16 protein-coding genes and 2 pseudogenes are annotated in these 19,097 nt (G+C 64.3%); 11 read left to right on the top strand and 7 right to left on the bottom strand.

Annotated elements, in window-relative coordinates; all coding sequences use genetic code 11:
* Positions 1-23: 23 nt before the first annotated feature.
* On the bottom strand, positions 24-1,856 hold the full coding sequence (locus OWR21_RS06415) for an ATP-binding response regulator (protein ID WP_092973020.1): 1,833 nt from the start codon (positions 1,854-1,856) through the stop codon (positions 24-26).
* A gap of 220 nt (positions 1,857-2,076) precedes the next feature.
* Between OWR21_RS06415 and OWR21_RS06410 the strand changes: the two genes are divergently transcribed.
* The 4 genes from OWR21_RS06410 to OWR21_RS06395 all read left to right on the top strand — a co-directional run bounded on the left by OWR21_RS06410 (position 2,077) and on the right by OWR21_RS06395 (position 6,972).
* Entirely contained in the window at positions 2,077-3,075 is a 999-nt protein-coding gene (locus OWR21_RS06410; protein ID WP_332394813.1) for a bifunctional riboflavin kinase/FAD synthetase, read from the top strand.
* Positions 3,076-3,184: 109 nt separating this feature from the next.
* Positions 3,185-6,064, top strand: coding sequence for an isoleucine--tRNA ligase (gene ileS / locus OWR21_RS06405; protein WP_332394812.1), 2,880 nt, complete (start codon positions 3,185-3,187; stop codon positions 6,062-6,064).
* Positions 6,064-6,588, top strand: a complete 525-nt coding sequence (gene lspA, locus OWR21_RS06400; RefSeq protein ID WP_316872957.1) for a signal peptidase II — start codon at positions 6,064-6,066, stop codon at positions 6,586-6,588. Before ileS ends, lspA begins: the two co-directional genes overlap by 1 nt.
* A 6-nt stretch (positions 6,589-6,594) precedes the next feature.
* Complete coding sequence (locus tag OWR21_RS06395) at positions 6,595-6,972, top strand: DUF4180 domain-containing protein (protein ID WP_332394811.1); 378 nt, start codon at positions 6,595-6,597, stop codon at positions 6,970-6,972.
* Positions 6,973-6,975: 3 nt separating this feature from the next.
* Here the strand turns inward: OWR21_RS06395 and OWR21_RS06390 are convergent, their stop codons facing one another.
* The gene (locus OWR21_RS06390; protein ID WP_332394810.1) at positions 6,976-7,554 is read right to left on the bottom strand and encodes a YdcF family protein; all 579 of its coding nucleotides are present in this window, start codon (positions 7,552-7,554) and stop codon (positions 6,976-6,978) included.
* A gap of 149 nt (positions 7,555-7,703) precedes the next feature.
* Here OWR21_RS06390 and coaBC point away from each other — a divergent pair.
* The 3 genes and pseudogenes from coaBC to dut all read left to right on the top strand — a co-directional run bounded on the left by coaBC (position 7,704) and on the right by dut (position 10,393).
* A pseudogene (coaBC, locus tag OWR21_RS06385) lies at positions 7,704-8,908 on the top strand (bifunctional phosphopantothenoylcysteine decarboxylase/phosphopantothenate--cysteine ligase CoaBC).
* A pseudogene (locus tag OWR21_RS06380) lies at positions 8,905-9,950 on the top strand (LLM class flavin-dependent oxidoreductase). The pseudogenes coaBC and OWR21_RS06380 overlap by 4 nt, the downstream one beginning before the upstream one ends.
* Positions 9,947-10,393, top strand: a complete 447-nt coding sequence (gene dut, locus OWR21_RS06375; RefSeq protein WP_024974963.1) for a dUTP diphosphatase — start codon at positions 9,947-9,949, stop codon at positions 10,391-10,393. Before OWR21_RS06380 ends, dut begins: the two are co-directional and overlap by 4 nt.
* 65 nt (positions 10,394-10,458) lie before the next feature.
* Here the strand turns inward: dut and clpA are convergent, their stop codons facing one another.
* Together clpA and clpS are read right to left on the bottom strand one after the other, a co-directional pair.
* Complete coding sequence (gene clpA, locus OWR21_RS06370; protein ID WP_004631957.1) at positions 10,459-12,747, bottom strand: ATP-dependent Clp protease ATP-binding subunit ClpA; 2,289 nt, start codon at positions 12,745-12,747, stop codon at positions 10,459-10,461.
* Positions 12,744-13,070 carry an ATP-dependent Clp protease adapter ClpS gene (gene clpS, locus OWR21_RS06365; protein ID WP_003261876.1) on the bottom strand — a complete coding sequence of 109 codons (327 nt, stop codon included), beginning with the start codon at positions 13,068-13,070 and terminating at the stop codon, positions 12,744-12,746. The genes clpA and clpS overlap by 4 nt, the downstream gene beginning before the upstream one ends.
* Positions 13,071-13,646: 576 nt before the next feature.
* Between clpS and OWR21_RS06360 the strand changes: the two genes are divergently transcribed.
* The 3 genes from OWR21_RS06360 to OWR21_RS06350 all read left to right on the top strand — a co-directional run bounded on the left by OWR21_RS06360 (position 13,647) and on the right by OWR21_RS06350 (position 15,307).
* Positions 13,647-13,850, top strand: coding sequence for a cold-shock protein (locus tag OWR21_RS06360; RefSeq protein ID WP_004631953.1), 204 nt, complete (start codon positions 13,647-13,649; stop codon positions 13,848-13,850).
* A 286-nt stretch (positions 13,851-14,136) separates the two neighbouring features.
* Positions 14,137-14,757: a DUF4126 domain-containing protein gene (locus OWR21_RS06355; RefSeq protein WP_147213338.1), complete on the top strand. Its 621-nt coding sequence runs from the start codon at positions 14,137-14,139 to the stop codon at positions 14,755-14,757.
* A gap of 370 nt (positions 14,758-15,127) precedes the next feature.
* On the top strand, positions 15,128-15,307 hold the full coding sequence (locus OWR21_RS06350; RefSeq protein WP_332394809.1) for a hypothetical protein: 180 nt from the start codon (positions 15,128-15,130) through the stop codon (positions 15,305-15,307).
* A gap of 159 nt (positions 15,308-15,466) precedes the next feature.
* Here the strand turns inward: OWR21_RS06350 and OWR21_RS06345 are convergent, their stop codons facing one another.
* The 3 genes from OWR21_RS06345 to OWR21_RS06335 form a co-directional block, all read right to left on the bottom strand.
* Entirely contained in the window at positions 15,467-16,246 is a 780-nt protein-coding gene (locus OWR21_RS06345; protein WP_332394808.1) for a hypothetical protein, read from the bottom strand.
* Positions 16,247-16,457: 211 nt separating this feature from the next.
* On the bottom strand, positions 16,458-17,708 hold the full coding sequence (icd, locus tag OWR21_RS06340; protein WP_004631917.1) for an NADP-dependent isocitrate dehydrogenase: 1,251 nt from the start codon (positions 17,706-17,708) through the stop codon (positions 16,458-16,460).
* A gap of 259 nt (positions 17,709-17,967) precedes the next feature.
* A complete protein-coding gene (locus OWR21_RS06335; RefSeq protein WP_332394818.1) occupies positions 17,968-18,333 on the bottom strand; it encodes a sugar dehydrogenase complex small subunit in 366 nt (121 codons plus the stop codon).
* 394 nt (positions 18,334-18,727) lie between these two features.
* On the opposite strand from OWR21_RS06335, the gene OWR21_RS06330 reads away from it, so the two are divergent.
* Positions 18,728-18,940, top strand: coding sequence for a hypothetical protein (locus OWR21_RS06330; RefSeq protein WP_004631913.1), 213 nt, complete (start codon positions 18,728-18,730; stop codon positions 18,938-18,940).
* Positions 18,941-19,097: the final 157 nt, after the last annotated feature.

Genomic DNA, 19,097 nt, shown 5'->3' with positions numbered 1-19,097 from the left:
GACGGCGCCGTTTTACATTCCGCTCAATAAGCGACCTGGGGCTCGGCCGAGCGGCCGCGCAGCCAGCGCTTGAGCAGCACGCGCAGCATGTTCGGGTCCATCGGCTTGGCCAGCAGCAGATAGCCGGCTTCTTCGGCGCGCGCCAGGGCGGCCGAGTTGCGATCGCCGGTCAGCAGCACGGCGTGGGCATCGGGGTGGCTGACCTGCCAGCGCTCGAGCAATTGCAGGCCGTCTTCCTCGCCGGGCAGGCGCAAGTCGCAGAAGATGATCTGCGGACGGATGCCGCGCGCGAGCAGTTGCTCGGCGGAACGGCCATCTGCGGCGCTATGGACTTCGACGCCCCAGGCTTCGAGCAGCGCGTGCCAAGCCTTGCGGATCTGCGGGTCGTCATCGACCACCAGCACCACGCCTGAGAACCGCGGCTGGTCGAGCACGGCGCGCTTCTGCTCGGCGCGCGGCTGCGTCGCCAGCGGCGCCTTGATCTCGGCGGGCACCGGCCGCAGCGCCATCCAGAACATCGAGCCACGCCCCGGCACCGAGCGCACGCCAAACGTGCCACGCAGCAGACGCACACATTCCTTGTAGATCGACAGGCCCAAACCCAGACCCTGGCTCGGATCGCGCTCGGGGTTTTCGACCTGGTAGTACGTCGAGAAGATGTCTTTCTGGTGCTCAGGCGCGATGCCAATGCCGGTATCCCACACCTCGATCCGCAAATGCTTCTGGCGCACGCGCAGCGCCACCATCACGCCGCCGCGCTCGGTGTAGCGCAGCGCGTTCTGCAGGAGGTTGAACAGCGCCCGACGCAGCAGCACCGGCTCGGCCATCCCAAACACGGGCAGCGGCGGAATGCGCGCCGCGAGCGTCAGGCCCTTGGCGCGCGCGTCCGGCATGAACTGCTGAACCACCTCGGTGATCACCTCGCCCAGATCCACCGGCTCCAGCGTCGGCGAGGTCTTGCGGCTCTCCAGCTTGGAGAGGTCCAGCAGCGAGCGGAACAGCAAATCGATGGTCGCAGCACCCGAAGCGAGTTGCTCCACCAGCGGCGCCAAGGATTCCGACTGGTTGCGCGCCCGCAGGGCCTCCACCAGCAGCACGATCGCGTGCACCGGCTGGCGCAAGTCGTGGCTGGCCGCGGCGAGGAAGCGCGACTTTTCTTCCGACGCCGACAACGCGCGCTGCTTTTCATCCTGGTAGCGGCGCGCGAGCTGGCGGCTCTCGTTCTCAAGCTGGATTTCGCGCACCAGCGTGTTGTGGATGTTCACGGCATGCCGCGTCAGCAGCGCCGCAAAGAACAGCAGCACGCCCCGCAAATACAGCCCGTGCCCCGGAAACGCCTGTTCGGCCAGCACAAAGTGCGGCGCCAGGATGCCCGTCCCGAGGATCAGCAGGCTGGACGGCACCGGCGCCTGCGACAACACCGCCGCCGCCGCCACACCGATGATCACGATCATCAGCAGGCTGCTGAACTCCAGCGACGGCGACATCAGATACAGCCCCGCCGAACAGCCCCACGCCACCCCGCCCACCGCCGACATGACGTGCATGCCCGTCCACCACTTGCGGGTGTGCGCGGCCAGCGTCATGCGGGTCAGGTCGTAGCGATAGCCGAAATAGAAGCGCAGGCCCGACGCCGTCAGGCACAGCATGATCAGGCACCAGCCCAGCAGCACCGGGCGGTTGGAGGCGTCCCAGAACGCGGCGACCGTCAAGGCGGGCAGGACAACGGAGGCGGCGATCCCCATGGGCGCCCCGCGATGCACGGCGGCGAGCAGCTTGGCTCGGGCGTCCAGTTCAAGCGGCGCGCGGCTGGCAAGCCCGAACTTGGCGAAGAAAAGGCGCAGCGAGGCGTTCAAGGAGATGTCGGCAAGAAACTGGATACCGGATTGTGCCGCAAGCATGAACCGCGCGGGCGCATCGTTCGGACGATTGTGCAACACCCAGCTTCATCCTCCCTTGACCCGCCGGGGATGGGGCAATCCCTTATATAATGTGCGTTTTGCTGGATTTTGGGCGGCTGTCAGCCCATCCGGCACAAAAACGCACTCCTCCTTTCCTCGACCACCGACGCTTCTCGTGAAAGTCTTTCGCGGCCTGCCCAATGCCGAAAGTCGCGCGCCCTGCGCGTTGACCATCGGCAACTTCGACGGCGTGCACCGCGGGCACCAGTCTCTGCTGGCCCGCGCACGCGCGGCGGCCGACGCACGCGGATTACCGCTGACGGTGATGACGTTCGAGCCGCATCCGCGCGAATTCTTCATGCCGGACCGCGCGCCCACGCGGATTGCGCTGCTGCGCGACAAGCTGGAAAGCCTGCGCCGCCAGGGCGTCGACCGCGTGGTGGTGGAGCATTTCAACGCGCATTTCGCCGGGCAGACGCCGGACGAATTCGTCCGTAATGTCCTTGTGGACGGTCTCCACGCGCGCTGGCTGCTGGTGGGCGATGACTTCCGCTTTGGCACCAAGCGCGCCGGAGATTTCACCTACCTGCAGGCCGCCGGCGCACAGTTCGGCTTTGAAGTCGAGCAGATGGGCTCAGTGTCGGAGTCCGGCATCCGCATCTCCAGCTCGGCCGTGCGCGAGGCGCTGGCCGCAGGCGACCTCGAACATGCCCGCCGCCTGCTCGGTCACGGTTATGCCATCAGCGGGCACGTGGTGCATGGGCAAAAGCTCGGCCGCTCGCTGGGCTTCCCAACGCTGAACCTGCGCATTTCGCACCGCAAGCCGGCAGTGGCCGGCATCTTTGTCGTGCAGGTGCACGGGCTGGCCGAAAAGCCGCTGCCGGCCGTCGCCAGCATTGGCGTGCGCCCGACGGTGGACGACTCCGGCCGCGTGCTGCTGGAAGTGCATATCTTCGATTACAACGCCAGCGTCTACGGCAAGCTGGTCCGCGTGGAATTCATGAAGAAGCTGCGCGACGAGGCTCGCTACGATTCGCTCGATGCGCTCAAGGACGCCATCGCGCAGGACTGCGTTCACGCGCGGCAGTTCTTCGGCCTGCCCGTTCCGCCGGCCGGCGAGTCGCCAACGCTTCGGCGCGACTTCGCCACCTCCGCCACCGACCGAATTCAGTAGGCGGCCGACACGTTCGCCGCCCAGAAGCCACACGCTGCGCACGCGCGTCCTGCACTGTCAGCCGCGCCTGCACCCACCCGAATTGCCCGAATCTGCCCCACATCACACCATGTCCGATTCCAAGAAGCCTACGCCGGAGAAGAGCAAGTACCCGGTCAACCTGCTGGACACGCCCTTCCCCATGCGCGGCGACCTGCCCAAGCGCGAACCGCTGTGGGTCAAGCAATGGCAGGACAAGCAGCTCTACAAGAAGATCCGTGCCGCGCGTAAAGGCGCGAAGAAGTTCATCCTTCACGACGGCCCGCCATATGCCAACGGCGATCTGCACATCGGCCACGCGGTCAACAAGATCCTCAAGGACATGGTGATCAAGGCGCGCGGCCTGACCGGCCTGGACGCCGTCTACGTGCCGGGCTGGGACTGCCACGGCATGCCGATCGAAATCCAGATCGAAAAGCAATTTGGCAAGGGCCTGCCGGTCAAGGAAGTACAAGAGAAAGCACGTGCCTACGCCACGGGCCAGATCGCACGCCAGAAGGCGGATTTCGAACGCCTGGGCGTGCTGGGCGATTGGGCCGATCCGTACCTGACCATGAACTTCCGCAACGAAGCGGATGAAGTGCGCGCGCTGGGCAAGATCCTGGAAAAGGGCTACGTCTTCCGCGGCCTGAAGCCGGTCAACTGGTGCTTCGACTGCGGCTCGGCATTGGCTGAGGCGGAAGTCGAATACGCGGATCGCACCGACCTGTCGATCGACGTCGGCTTCCCGTTTGCCGACATCGACGCACTGGCGAGCGCCTTCCACGTCGGCGTCGATGTGCTCAAGGCCAAGCCGGGCTGGATCGTGATCTGGACCACCACGCCGTGGACGATCCCTTCCAACCAGGCGCTGAACCTGCACCCGGAAATCGAATACGCGCTGGTCGACACGCCGCGCGGGCTGCTGATCGTCGCCAAGGAGCGCGTCGAGGCCTGCCTGCAAAGCTGGAAGCTCGAAGGCACCGTGCTGGCCACGTGCGAAGGCGCAGCGCTGTCGGGCGTGCGCTTCCACCATCCGCTTGCCAAGATGGACGCGGGCTATGACCGCACCTCGCCCGTCTACCTGGGCGACTACGTGACCATCGACACCGGCACCGGCATCGTCCACTCCGCACCCGCCTACGGCGTGGAAGACTTCCAGTCGTGCAAGTCGCACGGCATGCCCGACTCGGAAATCATCAACCCGGTGATGGGCAACGGCGTGTACGCATCGACGCTGCCGCTGTTCGGCGGCCAGATGATCTGGGATGCCAATCCGAAGATCGTCGAGGTGCTGCGCGACTCGGGCAACCTGTTCGATGCGCACAAGTACGCGCACAGCTACATGCACTGCTGGCGCCACAAGACGCCGATCATCTATCGCGCCACGTCGCAGTGGTTTGCGGGGATGGACGTGCAGCCCAACGACGGCAACGCCACGCTGCGCGAAACGGCGCTGGCCGGCATCGACGCCACCGCGTTCTACCCGTCGTGGGGCAAGCAGCGCCTGCACAACATGATCGCCAACCGCCCGGACTGGACGCTGTCGCGCCAGCGCCAATGGGGCGTGCCGATGGCCTTCTTCGTGCACAAGGAAACCGGCGCGCTGCACCCGCGCACGCCTGAGCTGCTGGAACAGGTCGCGCAGCGCATCGAACAAAGCGGCATCGAAGCCTGGCAGACGCTCGACCCGCGCGAGCTGCTCGGCGACGAGGCTGAGATGTACGAGAAGAACCGCGACACGCTCGACGTGTGGTTCGACTCGGGCACGACGCACTGGCACGTCATCCGCGGCTCGCATGCGGCGGATCTGTACGACGCTTCGGCCGACCTGCCGGACGGCCGCCTGGCCGACCTGTACCTGGAAGGCTCCGACCAGCACCGCGGCTGGTTCCACTCGTCGCTGCTGACGGCTTCGATGCTGTACGGCAAGCCGCCGTACAAGGGCCTGCTCACGCACGGCTTCACGGTGGACGGAGAAGGCCGGAAGATGTCGAAGTCGATCGGCAACACGATCGCGCCGCAGGAAATCGCCAACAAGATGGGCGCCGAGATCATCCGCCTGTGGGTGGCCTCGACCGACTATTCGGGCGAACTCGCCATCTCGGACGAGATCCTCAAGCGCGTGGTGGAAGGCTATCGCCGCATCCGCAACACGCTGCGCTTCCTGCTCGCCAACCTGACCGACTACGACCACGCCAAGCACGCGCTGCCGACCGAGCAATGGCTCGAAATCGACCGCTATGCCGTGGCGCTGACGGATGCGCTGCAGAAGGAAGTCCTGTCGCATTACGACGTCTATGAATTCCACCCGGTCGTCGCCAAGCTGCAGACGTTCTGCTCGGAAGACCTGGGCGGCTTCTACCTCGACGTGCTGAAGGACCGCCTGTACACCACGGCACCCGATTCCGTGGCGCGCCGCTCGGCACAGAACGCGCTGTATCACATCACCCAGGCCATGCTGCACTGGATGGCGCCGTTCCTGTCGTTCACGGCCGAAGAGGCATGGCAGGTCTTCGCACACGGCACCGAGCACACCGACACCATCTTCACCAGCACCTACTACGACGCCCCGGTACCGCAAGGCGCCAGCGCGCTGCTGGAGAAGTGGGCCGCCATCCGCAACGTGCGCGGCGAAGTGACCAAGCAACTCGAAGCCCTGCGCATCGATGGCAAGATCGGCTCGTCCCTGCAGGCGGAAGTCACGGTGTCGGCGGGCGAATCGGTGCATGACGCACTGGCCAGCCTCGGCGACGACCTGCGCTTCGTGCTGATCACGTCGGCGGCGAAGCTGGAACGCGCCCCGGAAGGCGGCGACCTGCTCATCACCGTGGTGCCGTCGACGCACGCCAAGTGCGAGCGCTGCTGGCACTACCGCGCCGACGTCGGCCACGACCACGCCCACCCGACCCTCTGCAAGCGCTGCACCGACAACCTGTTCGGCGCCGGTGAACAACGGAGCGCTGCCTGATGGCCACTCGCAACAACGGCAAGAGCAAATCGATCGGGATGAAAAAGAGCGGCGGCGGTCATGGCGTGGGCCCCTGGCTCGGCCTGGCCGTCATCTGGATCCTGCTGGACCAGTTGACCAAGATCGCCGTCCTCAAAACCTTCACTTACGGCGAGTCACGCCCGGTCACGGGGTTCTTCAACCTGGTGCTCGCCTATAACAAGGGGGCGGCGTTTTCGTTCCTGGCGGCGGCGGGCGGCTGGCAACGCTGGTTCTTCACGGGCCTGGGCGTGGCGGCTGCGTTGTTCATCGTGTGGCTGCTCAAGCGGCACAGCGGGCAGAAGATGTTCTGCTTTGCGCTGGCGCTGATTCTGGGCGGCGCGCTGGGCAACGTGATCGACCGCGTCCTCTACGGCCACGTGGTGGACTTCCTCGACTTCTACCTGCACAACTACCACTGGCCGGCCTTCAACGTGGCGGACTGCGGCATCACCATCGGCGCGGTGCTGCTGATCGTCGACGAACTGCGGCGCGTGCGTCGCTAAGCTGCCGTGTCAGACCTTCAGCATTGGAACGGCGAAGCGGTGCTGTGCCTCGATGAGGCCGGCCCGCGCATCGCTACCGAACAGGACGCACTGGACCATCTGATCGGCGAGGCGCTGGGGCATGGCGCATCGATGGTTGCCGTGCCGGTCAGCCGCTTCGACGCTGCGTTCTTTGCGCTGCGCACCGGCCTGGCGGGCGGCATCGCGCAGAAGATCACGAACTACCGATTGAAGCTCGCCGTGGTCGGTGACATCTCGGCGCACCTGGACGCCAGCAGCGCGCTGCGCGACTGGGTGCGGGAATCCAACAAGCGCGACACGATCCGCTTCGTCCCCTCCCTGGACGACCTGGCCGCCGATGCGCGGCCCATGCCTGCCGCATGAGGCTCACGCCCAATAGCGGACGGCATACCACGCCCGTTTGACGTATTCGGCAAGAATCGACCCGGCTTCGTAGATCGGAACCGACTTGGCCAGCGTGTCACCCGGGAATACGCCCCGCGCACCCCAGGCGACCTCCGGCCAGACCTTGCGGAACACCGCCAGTGCCCGGCCGGTGTGATACCAGCTGGTGACCAGTATTGCGCTGTTGATGTGCTGGTCTGCCAGCGTCTCGCGCGTCATCCGCGCATTCTCCATCGTGCTGCCGGACACACATTCGTGGCCGATGCGCTCTGCCGGCACACCGGCCATCACAAGGCGGCGCGTGATGAGAAGGCAATCGCCCTGCCCGCTGACAAACACGCGTGGCGCGATGCCTGCGTGGTACAGCTCGGCGGCGCCGATCACGCGCTGACCCGATTCGCCACCCAGCACGACGATCACGTCTGCGCGCCCAAGCTTCGGCTCCTCGCGCAGCCATGCCTTCGCCCCACACACGAGCGTAGCGCCGACCACCACCGCCACGATGGCGCAACCGCCAATCCAGGCGAGGACATTGCGGACTGCGGGACGACCGAAAACCATATCGAGAATGCGCGTTTGAGGAAAAACCCGAGCGCCAGACGCGCCCCGGGGCAAGCCGGTATCATCGCCACTGTTCAGCAGGAGGCCCGGGCACCGGGTTGTATCCTGCCCGCGCATATTGCGTCAATCGGATTCCCAAGCGGGTTGTTATGGAACTGCAAGGCAAACATTTCGTGCTCGGCCTGACCGGGGGCATCGCGTGCTACAAGTCGGCCGAGCTGGTGCGGCTGTTGACCAAGGCGGGCGCAACCGTGCAGGTGGTGATGACCGAGGCCGCCGCGCACTTCATCACGCCGGTGACGATGCAGGCGCTTTCCGGTCGCCCGGTCTTCACGTCGCAGTGGGACGGCCGCATCGGCAACAACATGCCGCACATCGACCTCTCGCGCGAGGCGGATGCCATCGTCATCGCGCCTGCCTCGACCGACTTCCTCGCCAAGCTCGCGCACGGCATGGCCGACGACCTCCTCTCCACGCTGTGCATCGCGCGCGATTGCCCGCTGCTTGTGGCGCCTGCGATGAACCGCCAGATGTGGGCCGCGCCCGCCACGCAGCGCAACGCAGCGCAACTGCGCGCCGACGACGTCACCCTGCTCGGCCCCGATGCCGGCGACCAGGCCTGCGGCGAAGTCGGCGACGGCCGCATGCTCGAGCCGGAAGACATCGTCGAGCAGCTCATCGGCTTCTTCCAGCCCAAGCTGCTGCGCGGCCAGCGCGTGCTGGTGACAGCCGGCCCGACCTTCGAGCCGATCGACCCCGTGCGCGGCATCACGAACCTGTCCAGCGGCAAGATGGGCTTTGCGCTGGCGCGGGCCGCATCGCAGGCCGGCGCCGAAGTCACGCTCGTCGCCGGGCCGTGCCATCAGGACACGCCGGCCGGCGTGCTGCGCATCGATGTGCAAACCGCCCAGCAGATGCACGATGCCGTCATGCGCGAGTTGGATACCACGAAGAACGACATTTTCATTGCCGTGGCCGCTGTGGCCGATTGGCGTGTCGCCCACGCCGCGGAGCAGAAGCTCAAGAAGCAGAACGACTCCGACGTTCCCGCACTCACGTTCACGCAGAACCCGGACATCCTGGCCGCCGTGGCACGCCGTGCGAATGCGCCGTTCTGCGTCGGCTTTGCAGCAGAAACCGAACGCCTGGAAGAGTTCGGCGAGGCCAAGCGTCAGAAAAAGGCATCCCGTTGCTGGTGGGCAATCTCGGCCATCAGACCTTCGGGCGCGACGACAACGAAGTCGCGCTCTTCGATGCCAAGGGCATCACACGCCTGCCGCGCGCCGACAAGTTGACGCTCGCGCGCCAGATCGTCGCCGCCATCGCCGACCGCGTGCATGGAGCGCGATCATGAGTGCCGCGCCGATCCATCTATCCGTCCTGGACCAGAGCCCCGTCATCTACGGCCACAGCGCACGCGATGCCATCGCCGCGACGGTCGACCTGGCACAACTGACGGATTCGCTCGGCTACACGCGCTACTGGTGCGCCGAGCACCACGGCTTGCGGGGCGTCAGCAACCCTGCGCCGGAAGTGATGATCGCCCGCGTGGCGAGCGCCACGAAGCACTTACGCGTGGGCTCTGGCGGCGTGATGCTGCCGTATTACAGCCCGTTCAAGCTGGCCGAGCAGTTCCGCCTGCTGGAAGCGCTGTTCCCGAACCGTATCGACCTGGGTGTCGGCCGCGCACCCGGCGGCGACATGCGTACCGCGCAGGCCGTGGCCATGGGCGACTACAACCGTGGCGACATCTTCCCGCAGCAGGTGCAGGAACTGATCTGGCACCTGACGGGCACGCTGCCGCCGGATCACCCCGCCTACGGCGTCATCCTGCAGCCCGAGATCGACACCCAACCCGAACTGTGGATGCTCGGCTCCAGCGATTTTGGCGGCGCGCTGGCCGCACGCCTGGGCATTCGTTTCGCGTTTGCGCACTTCATCAATCCGCACGTCGGTCACATCGTCGCCCAGCAATACCGCACGGATTTCGAACCCGGTTACGACGCACGGCCGTACAGCGCTGCCGCCGTCTTCGTGATCGCGGCAGACACTGAAGCCGAGGCGCGCCGCTACGAAGCTGCGATTGATTTGCGCCGCGTGCAGATGGCGATTGGCGTGAATGGCCCCATTCCGACCGTCGAGCAAGGCGAAGCGCATGTCTACACCGAACGTGACCAGGCCATCGTCATGCGCGAGCGGCCCGCAGCATCATCGGCACACCGGAATCCGTGGCCGAGCAGATGCATGCACTCAAGGACCGCTTTGTCGCCGACGAGCTGATCGTGCTGACCGTCGCACCGAGCTACAAGGCGCGCCTGCGCTCGTACGAGCTGCTGGCCGAGGCGTTTGCGCTACCATCTCCGGCTTCTGCAACCTCTTCGGCCCGCCCCGCATGAAACTCGACGTCAAGATCCTCGACGCCCGCCTGCACGAACAGCTCCCGCAGTACGCCACCACCGGCAGCGCCGGGCTGGACCTGCGTGCCTGCATCGACGCCCCGCTCACCATCGAGCCCGGCACCACGCATCTGGTCCCGACCGGCATGGCCATCCATCTGGCCGACCCCGGTTATGCTGCGCTAATCCTGCCGCGCTCCGGCATGGGCCACAAGCATGGCATCGTGCTGGGCAACCTGGTCGGCCTGATCGATTCGGATTACCAGGGCCAGCTGATGGTCAGCACCTGGAACCGTGGCAGCACGGCGTTCGTGCTCAACCCGATGGAGCGCCTTGCGCAGCTCGTGATCGTGCCGGTGGTGCAAGCCGAGCTGAACATCGTCGACGACTTTGCCGAGAGCGAGCGTGGTGCCGGTGGTTTCGGCAGCACCGGGCGCCACTGACAACATCGCCTCGACATAAAAAAGGCCCGGAACTTCCGGGCCTTTTGTTTGGTGCAACGAACTCGTCAAGCTTCCGCTTCTTCCTGAGCCGGTGCCGGCGGCGCTTCGTTCTCGGAGAACTCCAGCTTCACCGCATCCGCATCGTCCAGATCCACGATCACCTTGCCGCCGTTGACCAGCTTGCCGAACAGCAGCTCGTCGGCCAGCGCCTTGCGGATCAGATCCTGGATCAGGCGCTGCATCGGGCGCGCACCCATCAGCGGGTCGAAACCCTTCTTCGCCAGGAAGCGACGCAGCTTCTCGGTGAAGATGGCATCCACCTTCTTCTCGTGCAGTTGCTCTTCCAGCTGCATGAGGAACTTATCGACCACGCGCATGATGATTTCCTCATCGAGCGAGCGGAAGCTGATGGTTGCGTCCAGACGGTTGCGGAACTCCGGCGTGAACATGCGCTTGATGTCGGCCATCTCGTCGCCCTGTTCGCGCGCCGTGGTGAAACCGATGGTCGCCTTGTTCATCGTCTCGGCGCCCGCATTGGTCGTCATGATGATGATCACGTTGCGGAAATCCGCCTTGCGGCCGTTGTTGTCCGTCAGCGCGCCGTGGTCCATCACCTGCAGCAGGATGTTGAAGATATCCGGGTGCGCCTTCTCGATCTCGTCCAACAGCAGCACGCAGTGCGGCTTCTTGGTCACGGCTTCCGTCAGCAGACCGCCCTGGTCGAAGCCCACGTAGCCCGGAGGCGCGCCGATGAGCCGGCTCACCGCGTGGCGCTCCATGTACTCCGACATGTCGAAGCGGATCAGCTCGATGCCGAGGATGAACGCGAGCTGCTTGGCGACTTCCGTCTTGCCCACGCCCGTCGGGCCGCTGAACAGGAACGAGCCGATCGGCTTGTCCGTCTTGCCGAGCCCTGCACGCGACATCTTGATGGCCGAAGCGAGCGCGTCGATCGCCGGATCCTGCCCGAACACGACCGACTTCAGGTCGCGCTCCAGCGTCTGCAGCTTGCTGCGATCGTCCTGCGACACGCTTTGCGGTGGGACGCGGGCGATGCGCGAGACGATGTCCTCGATCTCGCCCTTGCCGATCGTTTTCTTCTGCTTCGACTTCGGCAGGATGCGCTGCGCCGCACCGGCTTCGTCGATCACGTCGATCGCCTTGTCCGGCAAATGACGGTCGGTGATGAAGCGCGCCGACAGCTCAGCCGCCGCGGTCAACGCCGACGATGCGTACTTCACGCCATGGTGTTCTTCGAAGCGCGACTTCAGGCCGCGCAGAATCTGCACGGTCTGATCGACGGTCGGTTCCACCACGTCAATCTTCTGGAAGCGGCGGGACAGCGCTGCGTCCTTCTCGAAAATGCCGCGATATTCCGTGAACGTCGTCGCACCGATGCACTTGAGCGCACCCGACGACAGCGCCGGCTTGAGCAGATTGCTCGCGTCCAGCGTGCCGCCCGAAGCGGCGCCTGCGCCGATCAGCGTGTGGATTTCGTCGATGAACAGGATCGCGTTCGGGTTGTCCTTGAGCGACTTCAGCACGCCCTTCAGGCGTTGCTCAAAGTCGCCGCGGTATTTGGTCCCGGCCAGCAGCGCGCCCATGTCGAGCGAGTAGACGACGGACTTCGCGAGGATGTCCGGCACTTCGCCCTTCGTGATGCGCCATGCCAAGCCTTCGGCAATGGCCGTCTTGCCGACACCGGCCTCGCCCACCAGCAGCGGATTGTTCTTGCGGCGGCGGCACAGCACCTGCACCACGCGCTCGACTTCCTGCTCGCGGCCGATCAGCGGATCGATCTTGCCGGCCTTGGCCAGCGCGTTCAGGTTCTGGGTGAACTGCTCGAGCGGGCTTTCCTTGCCGTCGCCGCCTTCGCCTTCGGGGTTGCCCTCGCCTTGCTTGGCGGGCTCGGCCTGGTCCTTGCGGATGCCGTGGCTGATGAAGTTGACGACATCCAGCCGCGTCACGCCCTGTTGCTGCAGGTAGTACACCGCGTGCGAATCCTTCTCGCCGAAGATGGCGACCAGCACATTCGCGCCGGTGACTTCCTTCTTGCCGTTGGATGTGGATTGCACGTGCATGATGGCGCGCTGAATCACGCGCTGGAAACCCAGCGTGGGTTGCGTGTCCACCTCGTCCGTGCCGGGCACCACAGGCGTGTTGTCGGCAATGAAGTTCTTCAGATGCGTGCGAAGGTCTTCGATGTTGGCGGCGCAGGCGCGCAGCACCTCCGCGGCCGTCGGATTGTCCAGCAGCGCAAGCAGCAGATGCTCCACCGTAATGAATTCGTGGCGAGCCTGCCGGGCTTCGACAAACGCCATGTGCAGGCTGACTTCCAGTTCTTGCGCGATCATGCTTCCTCCATCACACACTGCAGCGGATGCCCCGCTTGCCGTGCATGGGTTGACACTAATTCCACTTTCGTCGCGGCGATATCCCGTGTGTAGATACCGCACACGCCCTTACCTTCCCGATGCACAGTCAGCATGATCTGCGTGGCAGTCTCCCGGTCTTTGCTGAAGTATTGCTGAAGAATCATCACGACGAATTCCATCGGGGTGTAGTCGTCGTTGAGCAGCAGCACCTTGTACATCGCGGGCGGTTTGAGCGCTTGCTCTTTCCGCTCCAGGACGGTGCCTGCATCATGTTGTGGAGTGGTCGCTTGCCGGATTGCCATGGTCTTATTCTAACCACTCCTTTCGAGTTCGCAATTTGGGGAAATAACGCCGACTTCAAGGTCTACAAACGGTTTGGCTCCTGCCGCGTGCGTCCGTCAGCCCTCGCGCACGAAGGGTTTTACGGCCTCCGCGCTGGCTGGAACTGGCGCAAGGTCCGGGCCCGGGATGCCAATCGTTTTCCGTACTTGGAGGCGATCGGCCGGATTTCGAGCAAATCCTCTTCAGAAACTGACCGTTTTTCGCCACAGACCCACCCTTTGTGGCCTTGACAGTCTCTTACATTCCTCGAACAATCGAATTCAGCATGTGCGCCCTACTGCCCCGCAAACCGTTGGCAGCGAGCCGCATGAATGGTGAGCCCGGGAGGCCTCACACCAGTCGACAACAGATCGACAACCGCTTCAGGCTGTGGTGTTTGCCACAAGAAGACCGATCGCTTGCGGCGCGGTTCCACCCGCGCCATTCGTCGTGCCTCGCAGGCCGGCGGCCGGGCGATGACTGCGCGGTACCGCTCTGCACTGCCACGACAGGCACACCCTCCCGGCTCGGACTTGTGTTTTAACGGAGGGGTTTTCATGGCACTCGGTACGGTCAAATGGTTTAACGACGCCAAGGGTTTCGGTTTCATCTCGCCTGACGAAGGCGGCGAAGAGCTGTTCGCGCATTTCTCGGCCATCCAAATGGCTGGCTTCAAGACGCTCAAGGAAAATCAGCGCGTCTCGTTCGAAGTGACGCAAGGCCCGAAGGGCAAGCAGGCCACCAACATCCAGGCTGCCTGATTGGCGTTGCACGGCGCCCCGCCTGATGGCGATGGCGCTCAAATGCAAAAAACCCGGCGACATGCCGGGTTTTGTTGCCGCGGCGCCGGTTAAACGACTGAGATAACGCACCGCACGCAACATGTCATTTCGCGCGCTGTGCACTCCGGTGCGCGCTCCGGGCCAGAGATGCCATCAAGGGGGCCCCGCAGGGCAAATCGCTGCTTTCAGCCGCGACGCGGACGAGCCCGCACTACACTGCAATATCGACTGGCCAATCGCCTACCTTCTCCGCCCAAGGAGCCACATGCTCGAAACCGCCGCGCTGGCCGCCGGGTTGTCCTGGACCAGCGGATTCCGACTCTACCTGGCTGTATTTGCTGCCGGAGTGCTCGGCCGCGCGGGTTGGCTGCATTTGCCGCCCGGACTGCAGATGCTGGAATCGTGGTGGGTGATCGGCCTGGCCGGCGTCCTGGCCGTGGCGGAATTCCTCGCCGACAAGATTCCCGGGTTCGATTCGGTATGGGACGGCATCCAGACCTTCATCCGCGTGCCCGCGGGTGCGATCCTGGCCGCTGCGGCATTCGGGCAGCTCGATCCGCAATGGATGGTGGCTGCGGGACTGATTGGCGGGACGCTGGCCGGCACGGCGCATGCCACCAAGGCCGGCACGCGCGCGCTGATCAACACGTCGCCGGAGCCGTTCTCGAACTGGGTGGCGTCGTTCAGTGAAGACGTGGCTGCCAGCGGCGGTTTGTTGATGGCGTTCTTCCTGCCGATTGCGTTTCTGGTGGTGCTGGCGCTGCTGCTGTTGGTATCGGCGTGGCTGCTGCCCAAGCTGTGGCGCGGCGTGCGGCGGCTGCGCGATGTGGTGCGCGGGCGCTCACCGGGGCCGCAATCGCCCGGCACAACGCGGTTGCCTCACTAGGCGCCATCCGCGCGCAGCTGCGACAACCCGCCTCTAGGCTCTGCACGTGCCTTTCCTAGGCAAATTCTGATTTATAGTTTCGCCCCTGCTCAGACGAAGCGGCCATCGGTACACTCTGCGCCGTCGCTTTCAGTGCCATAGAGGAAGCGACCGAGGTGTGGAAACCTCGTAGCTAGCGGGCAAGTGCTGAGCATAAGCACTTGTCCTCAAAAGCTATGGCCTGGCTTCGTCACCTTCATTGGGCGAGCCAGGCATGAGCGGCTTCGGCCGCGCCGATTGCTAGCTATCGGTTTTCCACCTTGCCTGTGCTCGCCCACCCCTCCGGCCAAGGGTTGGGCGCGGTTCCGTTCATCAGATGAAGAGGAATGCCGTGACCCGCTCAATCTCCAAATCCGCCGAATCCCCGGCCGGCGATTCGCTCACCGAATACCAGAAAGGTGTCCGCTCTGCGCATGCGCTTCTGCGTGCGATCGACACCCGTAACGCAGCCGAGAAGCCGCGCCCCAAAAGCACGGTGGACGCACCAAACAACCCGGATCTCCAACGCTGACTTCATGGGCGAGCCAGGCGCATGAAGGCCTGCCGGTACCGATGTTGCAGCATCAGTGCCCGGGCTTGCCGGGTCTCGCCCGCCTTTACCCGCACGATTGTTCTTGTACCGCCTCTTGAGCCCCGCTCGCGTCCAACACAAACTTCCAACCAACCCGTCTCAGCCGACGACGTTGATTGCGAACCAGACTGCCGAAACACCTGCGATGGCGACCGACGTCAGCGTGACGTGCAGACGGTGCGTGGCCGGCATGACGGCCAGCAACGCGCGCCCGCAGGTCCGCCCCGTTACGGCCAAAATCAATGCCACCATGCCGGGCAGCAATCGTTGCGACATGCTGAAACCCTCGCCTGCAGATGCGGGGCCAGGCGAAAGCCATGCAAGGCCCAACGCGCCGCCTGCGAACAACAGGGAGCCGCTGACGATCATCGTGACGATTGCAAACGCGCGCGGGTCGGCAGCCCACTGGTCAAGCCTTGCATAGGTTGCCCGCACAGCGGCAACACACGTCGCCCAGACACGACACGCGAACGCAGCGGACGCGTCGATGCGCCCACGGACATTGCGCAGATTCGTGCCGCCAGCTGCCGCACCTGCCGTCAGCACCAACCACGGAAACGGTGTCCACAGGAAGCCCGCGAGCAGGAGCCCCGCCTCACGATAGCCCGAGACCGCAAGAACCGCCGTAAAGCTCAAGTAGGCCAACAACGCGACGCCAACACCGCGCAGCGCACCGTACAAATCTGCGCCATCACGGGGGTAGAGGACCCAAGCCCAGACATACGCACAGGCTGCTGCCAGGAAGGGCATCGCAATCGCCCATTGACGGGACGGCGGCAGCAGGAGCGGCGCAAGCAATGCCGCCGTACCCAGCGCGACCAATGCAAAGAAGCCGGCGGCAAAGACTCGCTTCGGGGGCTGGGCGTCTGACGGGGCCACGTGCAATTTGCTCGCGAAAGGACGGAATGCTCGCGGTTATATCACAGCGCTTTTTCCGCAGCGGCGACCTGCCCATCACGCCGCGGGCAGCCTCGATGACGACGCCCGGACGACTCGCGCACTGGAACCTTCGAAACAAAAAAACCCCGGCCAGCCGAAGCCGCCGGGGTTTTTGTCACATCCATCGCGGCCGGAGCCGCGAGCGACATTCTTACATATTGTCGATCATCACTTGACCGAAGCCCGAGCACGACACTTGGGTCGCGCCTTCCAACAGACGGGCGAAGTCATACGTGACCTTCTTCGACAGGATCGATTTTTCGATCGACGAGATGATCAGGTCAGCGGCTTCCGTCCAGCCCATGTGGCGCAGCATCATTTCGGCCGACAGGATTTCCGAACCCGGGTTCACGTAGTCCTTGCCGGCGTACTTCGGTGCCGTGCCGTGGGTGGCTTCGAACATGGCAACGGAGTCGCTCAGGTTGGCACCCGGAGCGATACCGATACCGCCGACTTGCGCAGCAAGGGCGTCGGAGATGTAGTCGCCGTTCAGGTTCAGCGTGGCCACAACCGAGTATTCGGCCGGACGCAGCAGGATCTGCTGCAGGAAGGCGTCGGCAATCGCGTCCTTGACGATGATTTCCTTGCCCGTCTTCGGGTTCTTGAACTTGCACCACGGGCCGCCGTCGATCAGCTCGGCGCCGAATTCCTTCTGTGCCAGCGCGTAGGCCCAGTCACGGAAACCACCTTCCGTGAACTTCATGATGTTGCCCTTGTGCACGATCGTGACCGACGGCTTGTCGTTGTCGATCGCGTACTGGATGGCCTTGCGCACCAGGCGCTCCGTGCCTTCGCGCGAAACCGGCTTGACGCCGATGCCCGACGTTTCGGGGAAGCGGATCTTCTTCACGCCGAATTCGTCTTGCAGGATCTTGATCAGCTTCTTGGCCTTGTCGCTCTGGGCTTCGAATTCGATACCGGCGTAGATGTCTTCCGAGTTCTCGCGGAAGATGACCATGTCGGTCTTCTCCGGCTCTTTGACCGGCGAAGGCACGCCCTTGAAGTAGCGCACCGGGCGCAGGCAGACGTACAGGTCCAGCTCCTGGCGCAGCGCCACGTTCAGCGAACGGATGCCGCCGCCCACCGGCGTCGTCAGCGGGCCCTTGATGGACACCACATAGTCCTTCAGGACTTGCAGGGTTTCTTCCGGCAGCCACACGTCCGGGCCGTACACCTTGGTCGACTTCTCGCCGGCGTAGATTTCCATCCAGGAAATCTTGCGCTCGCCCTTGTAAGCCTTCTCAACCGCTGCGTCCACCACCTTGATCATCACCGGGGTGATGTCGAAGCCGGTGCCGTCACCTTCGATGTAAGGAATGATCGGGTTGTTCGGAACGTTGAGGGAGAAGTCTTGGTTGACGGTGATCTTCTCGCCGGCCGGGACCTTGATGTGTTGATACATGGACGACTCCAGTGCAGACCGCAGGTTAGCGGGTGGACGGTGGGGTTGACAGCACAGCGTGCCGCTCACGGGTTGGCCGGCGTGGCGCGCTGCAATGAACTGGCGATTCTAACGGCCTACGGTGACGCGCTCACGATGCACCGCACAAATCTCGCATCTCACGCAAGCCGCAACTCTTATATAAGACACAAGAGTGAATTCCGCATTATGCCGGAAAATTTCACCATCCGCCATACTCCCGCACCCGGCGGGGCGACCGTCAACCGCCGGACAGGCGGGCGTCGGAAGCCCGAACGATGAGGCCCCCGGCATCGGCGAATCCGGGGACCGCACCCAGCCGAGCGCTCCAGGCACGCACCAGTCGGGCCAACGCGGCGCGCAGGTCGCACGCGTTCTCGGCATCGAGCAAGCGGATCAGGCCGACACCATCCAGGCCCGGATTGCGGCGGACCAACCATGCAAGCGCCTGAATGTTCTCGATGAAACGATCGTCGCTTCGCTGCAAATGGCTGAAGCAGGACAGACCGACCTGACGATCCAGCCGCGCGCCGGAAATGGTCTGGGAGACGAGCATGAAATCGTCCAGGCTGGAAGCGTCGCGCGAAGGCGGACGGAGCGCTGGCACAGCGCCCAGCACAAATAATGCGGCACAGCCCAGGACAAAATCGCGGCGCCTGAAATGGGCAGGCTGAATGGGCTGAGACGGCTTGGCAGGGCGGAAAGATGGCGGGGGAGAGACACGGTGAGCCTTGTGCAAAATCGGCCGGCATTCTGCAGGTGCGGGGGCCGCCCTCCAATCAGACCGCTCCGAAACGCGAGCGCGGCACATCCCATCGCGGGCATCTTTCTTGCGCGGCGCAACATGCACCACATTGGAGATCAGTAAGCGCAGAGGCTTCTGGCGGCTCCCACAAAAAATTCAGTGCAACGTGTCAACGCGCCTGTAACGGCCTGCGTTATTGCAGATGACTCATTAAGCGGGTCGTTGGTTAACTCACTGATCTATAAAAGGATTCACCATGAAGAAGCTGATCGCTGCCCTGATCGCCGGCCTGTTCGCCACCGGTGTGTTCGCTCAAGCCTCCGCTCCGGCTGCTGACGCAGCTGCTGCTCCGGCTGCTGCCGAAAAGGCTGCTCCGAAGGCCAAGAAGGCCAAGAAGCACCACCACAAGAAGGCTGCCAAGAAGGCTGCTGACGCTTCGGCTCCGGCTGCTGACGCCGCCAAGCAATAAGCTTGTGTTTCTGCCGGGCCCGCGCGGCTCGGCCGATACAGAAAAAGCAGGTGCTGATGCATCTGCTTTTTTCGCCCTCACGTGCTGAACGGAAACCCGGACGCGCATGCAGGGCTGTCAAAATAGCGCCATCAAGCTTGAGTACCTTGCCCATTCC

Source organism: Ralstonia sp. 1B3, assembly GCF_036631435.1.
Note: the sequence above shows the minus strand (reverse complement) of the source record. Positions and strands in the feature narration are given on the sequence as shown.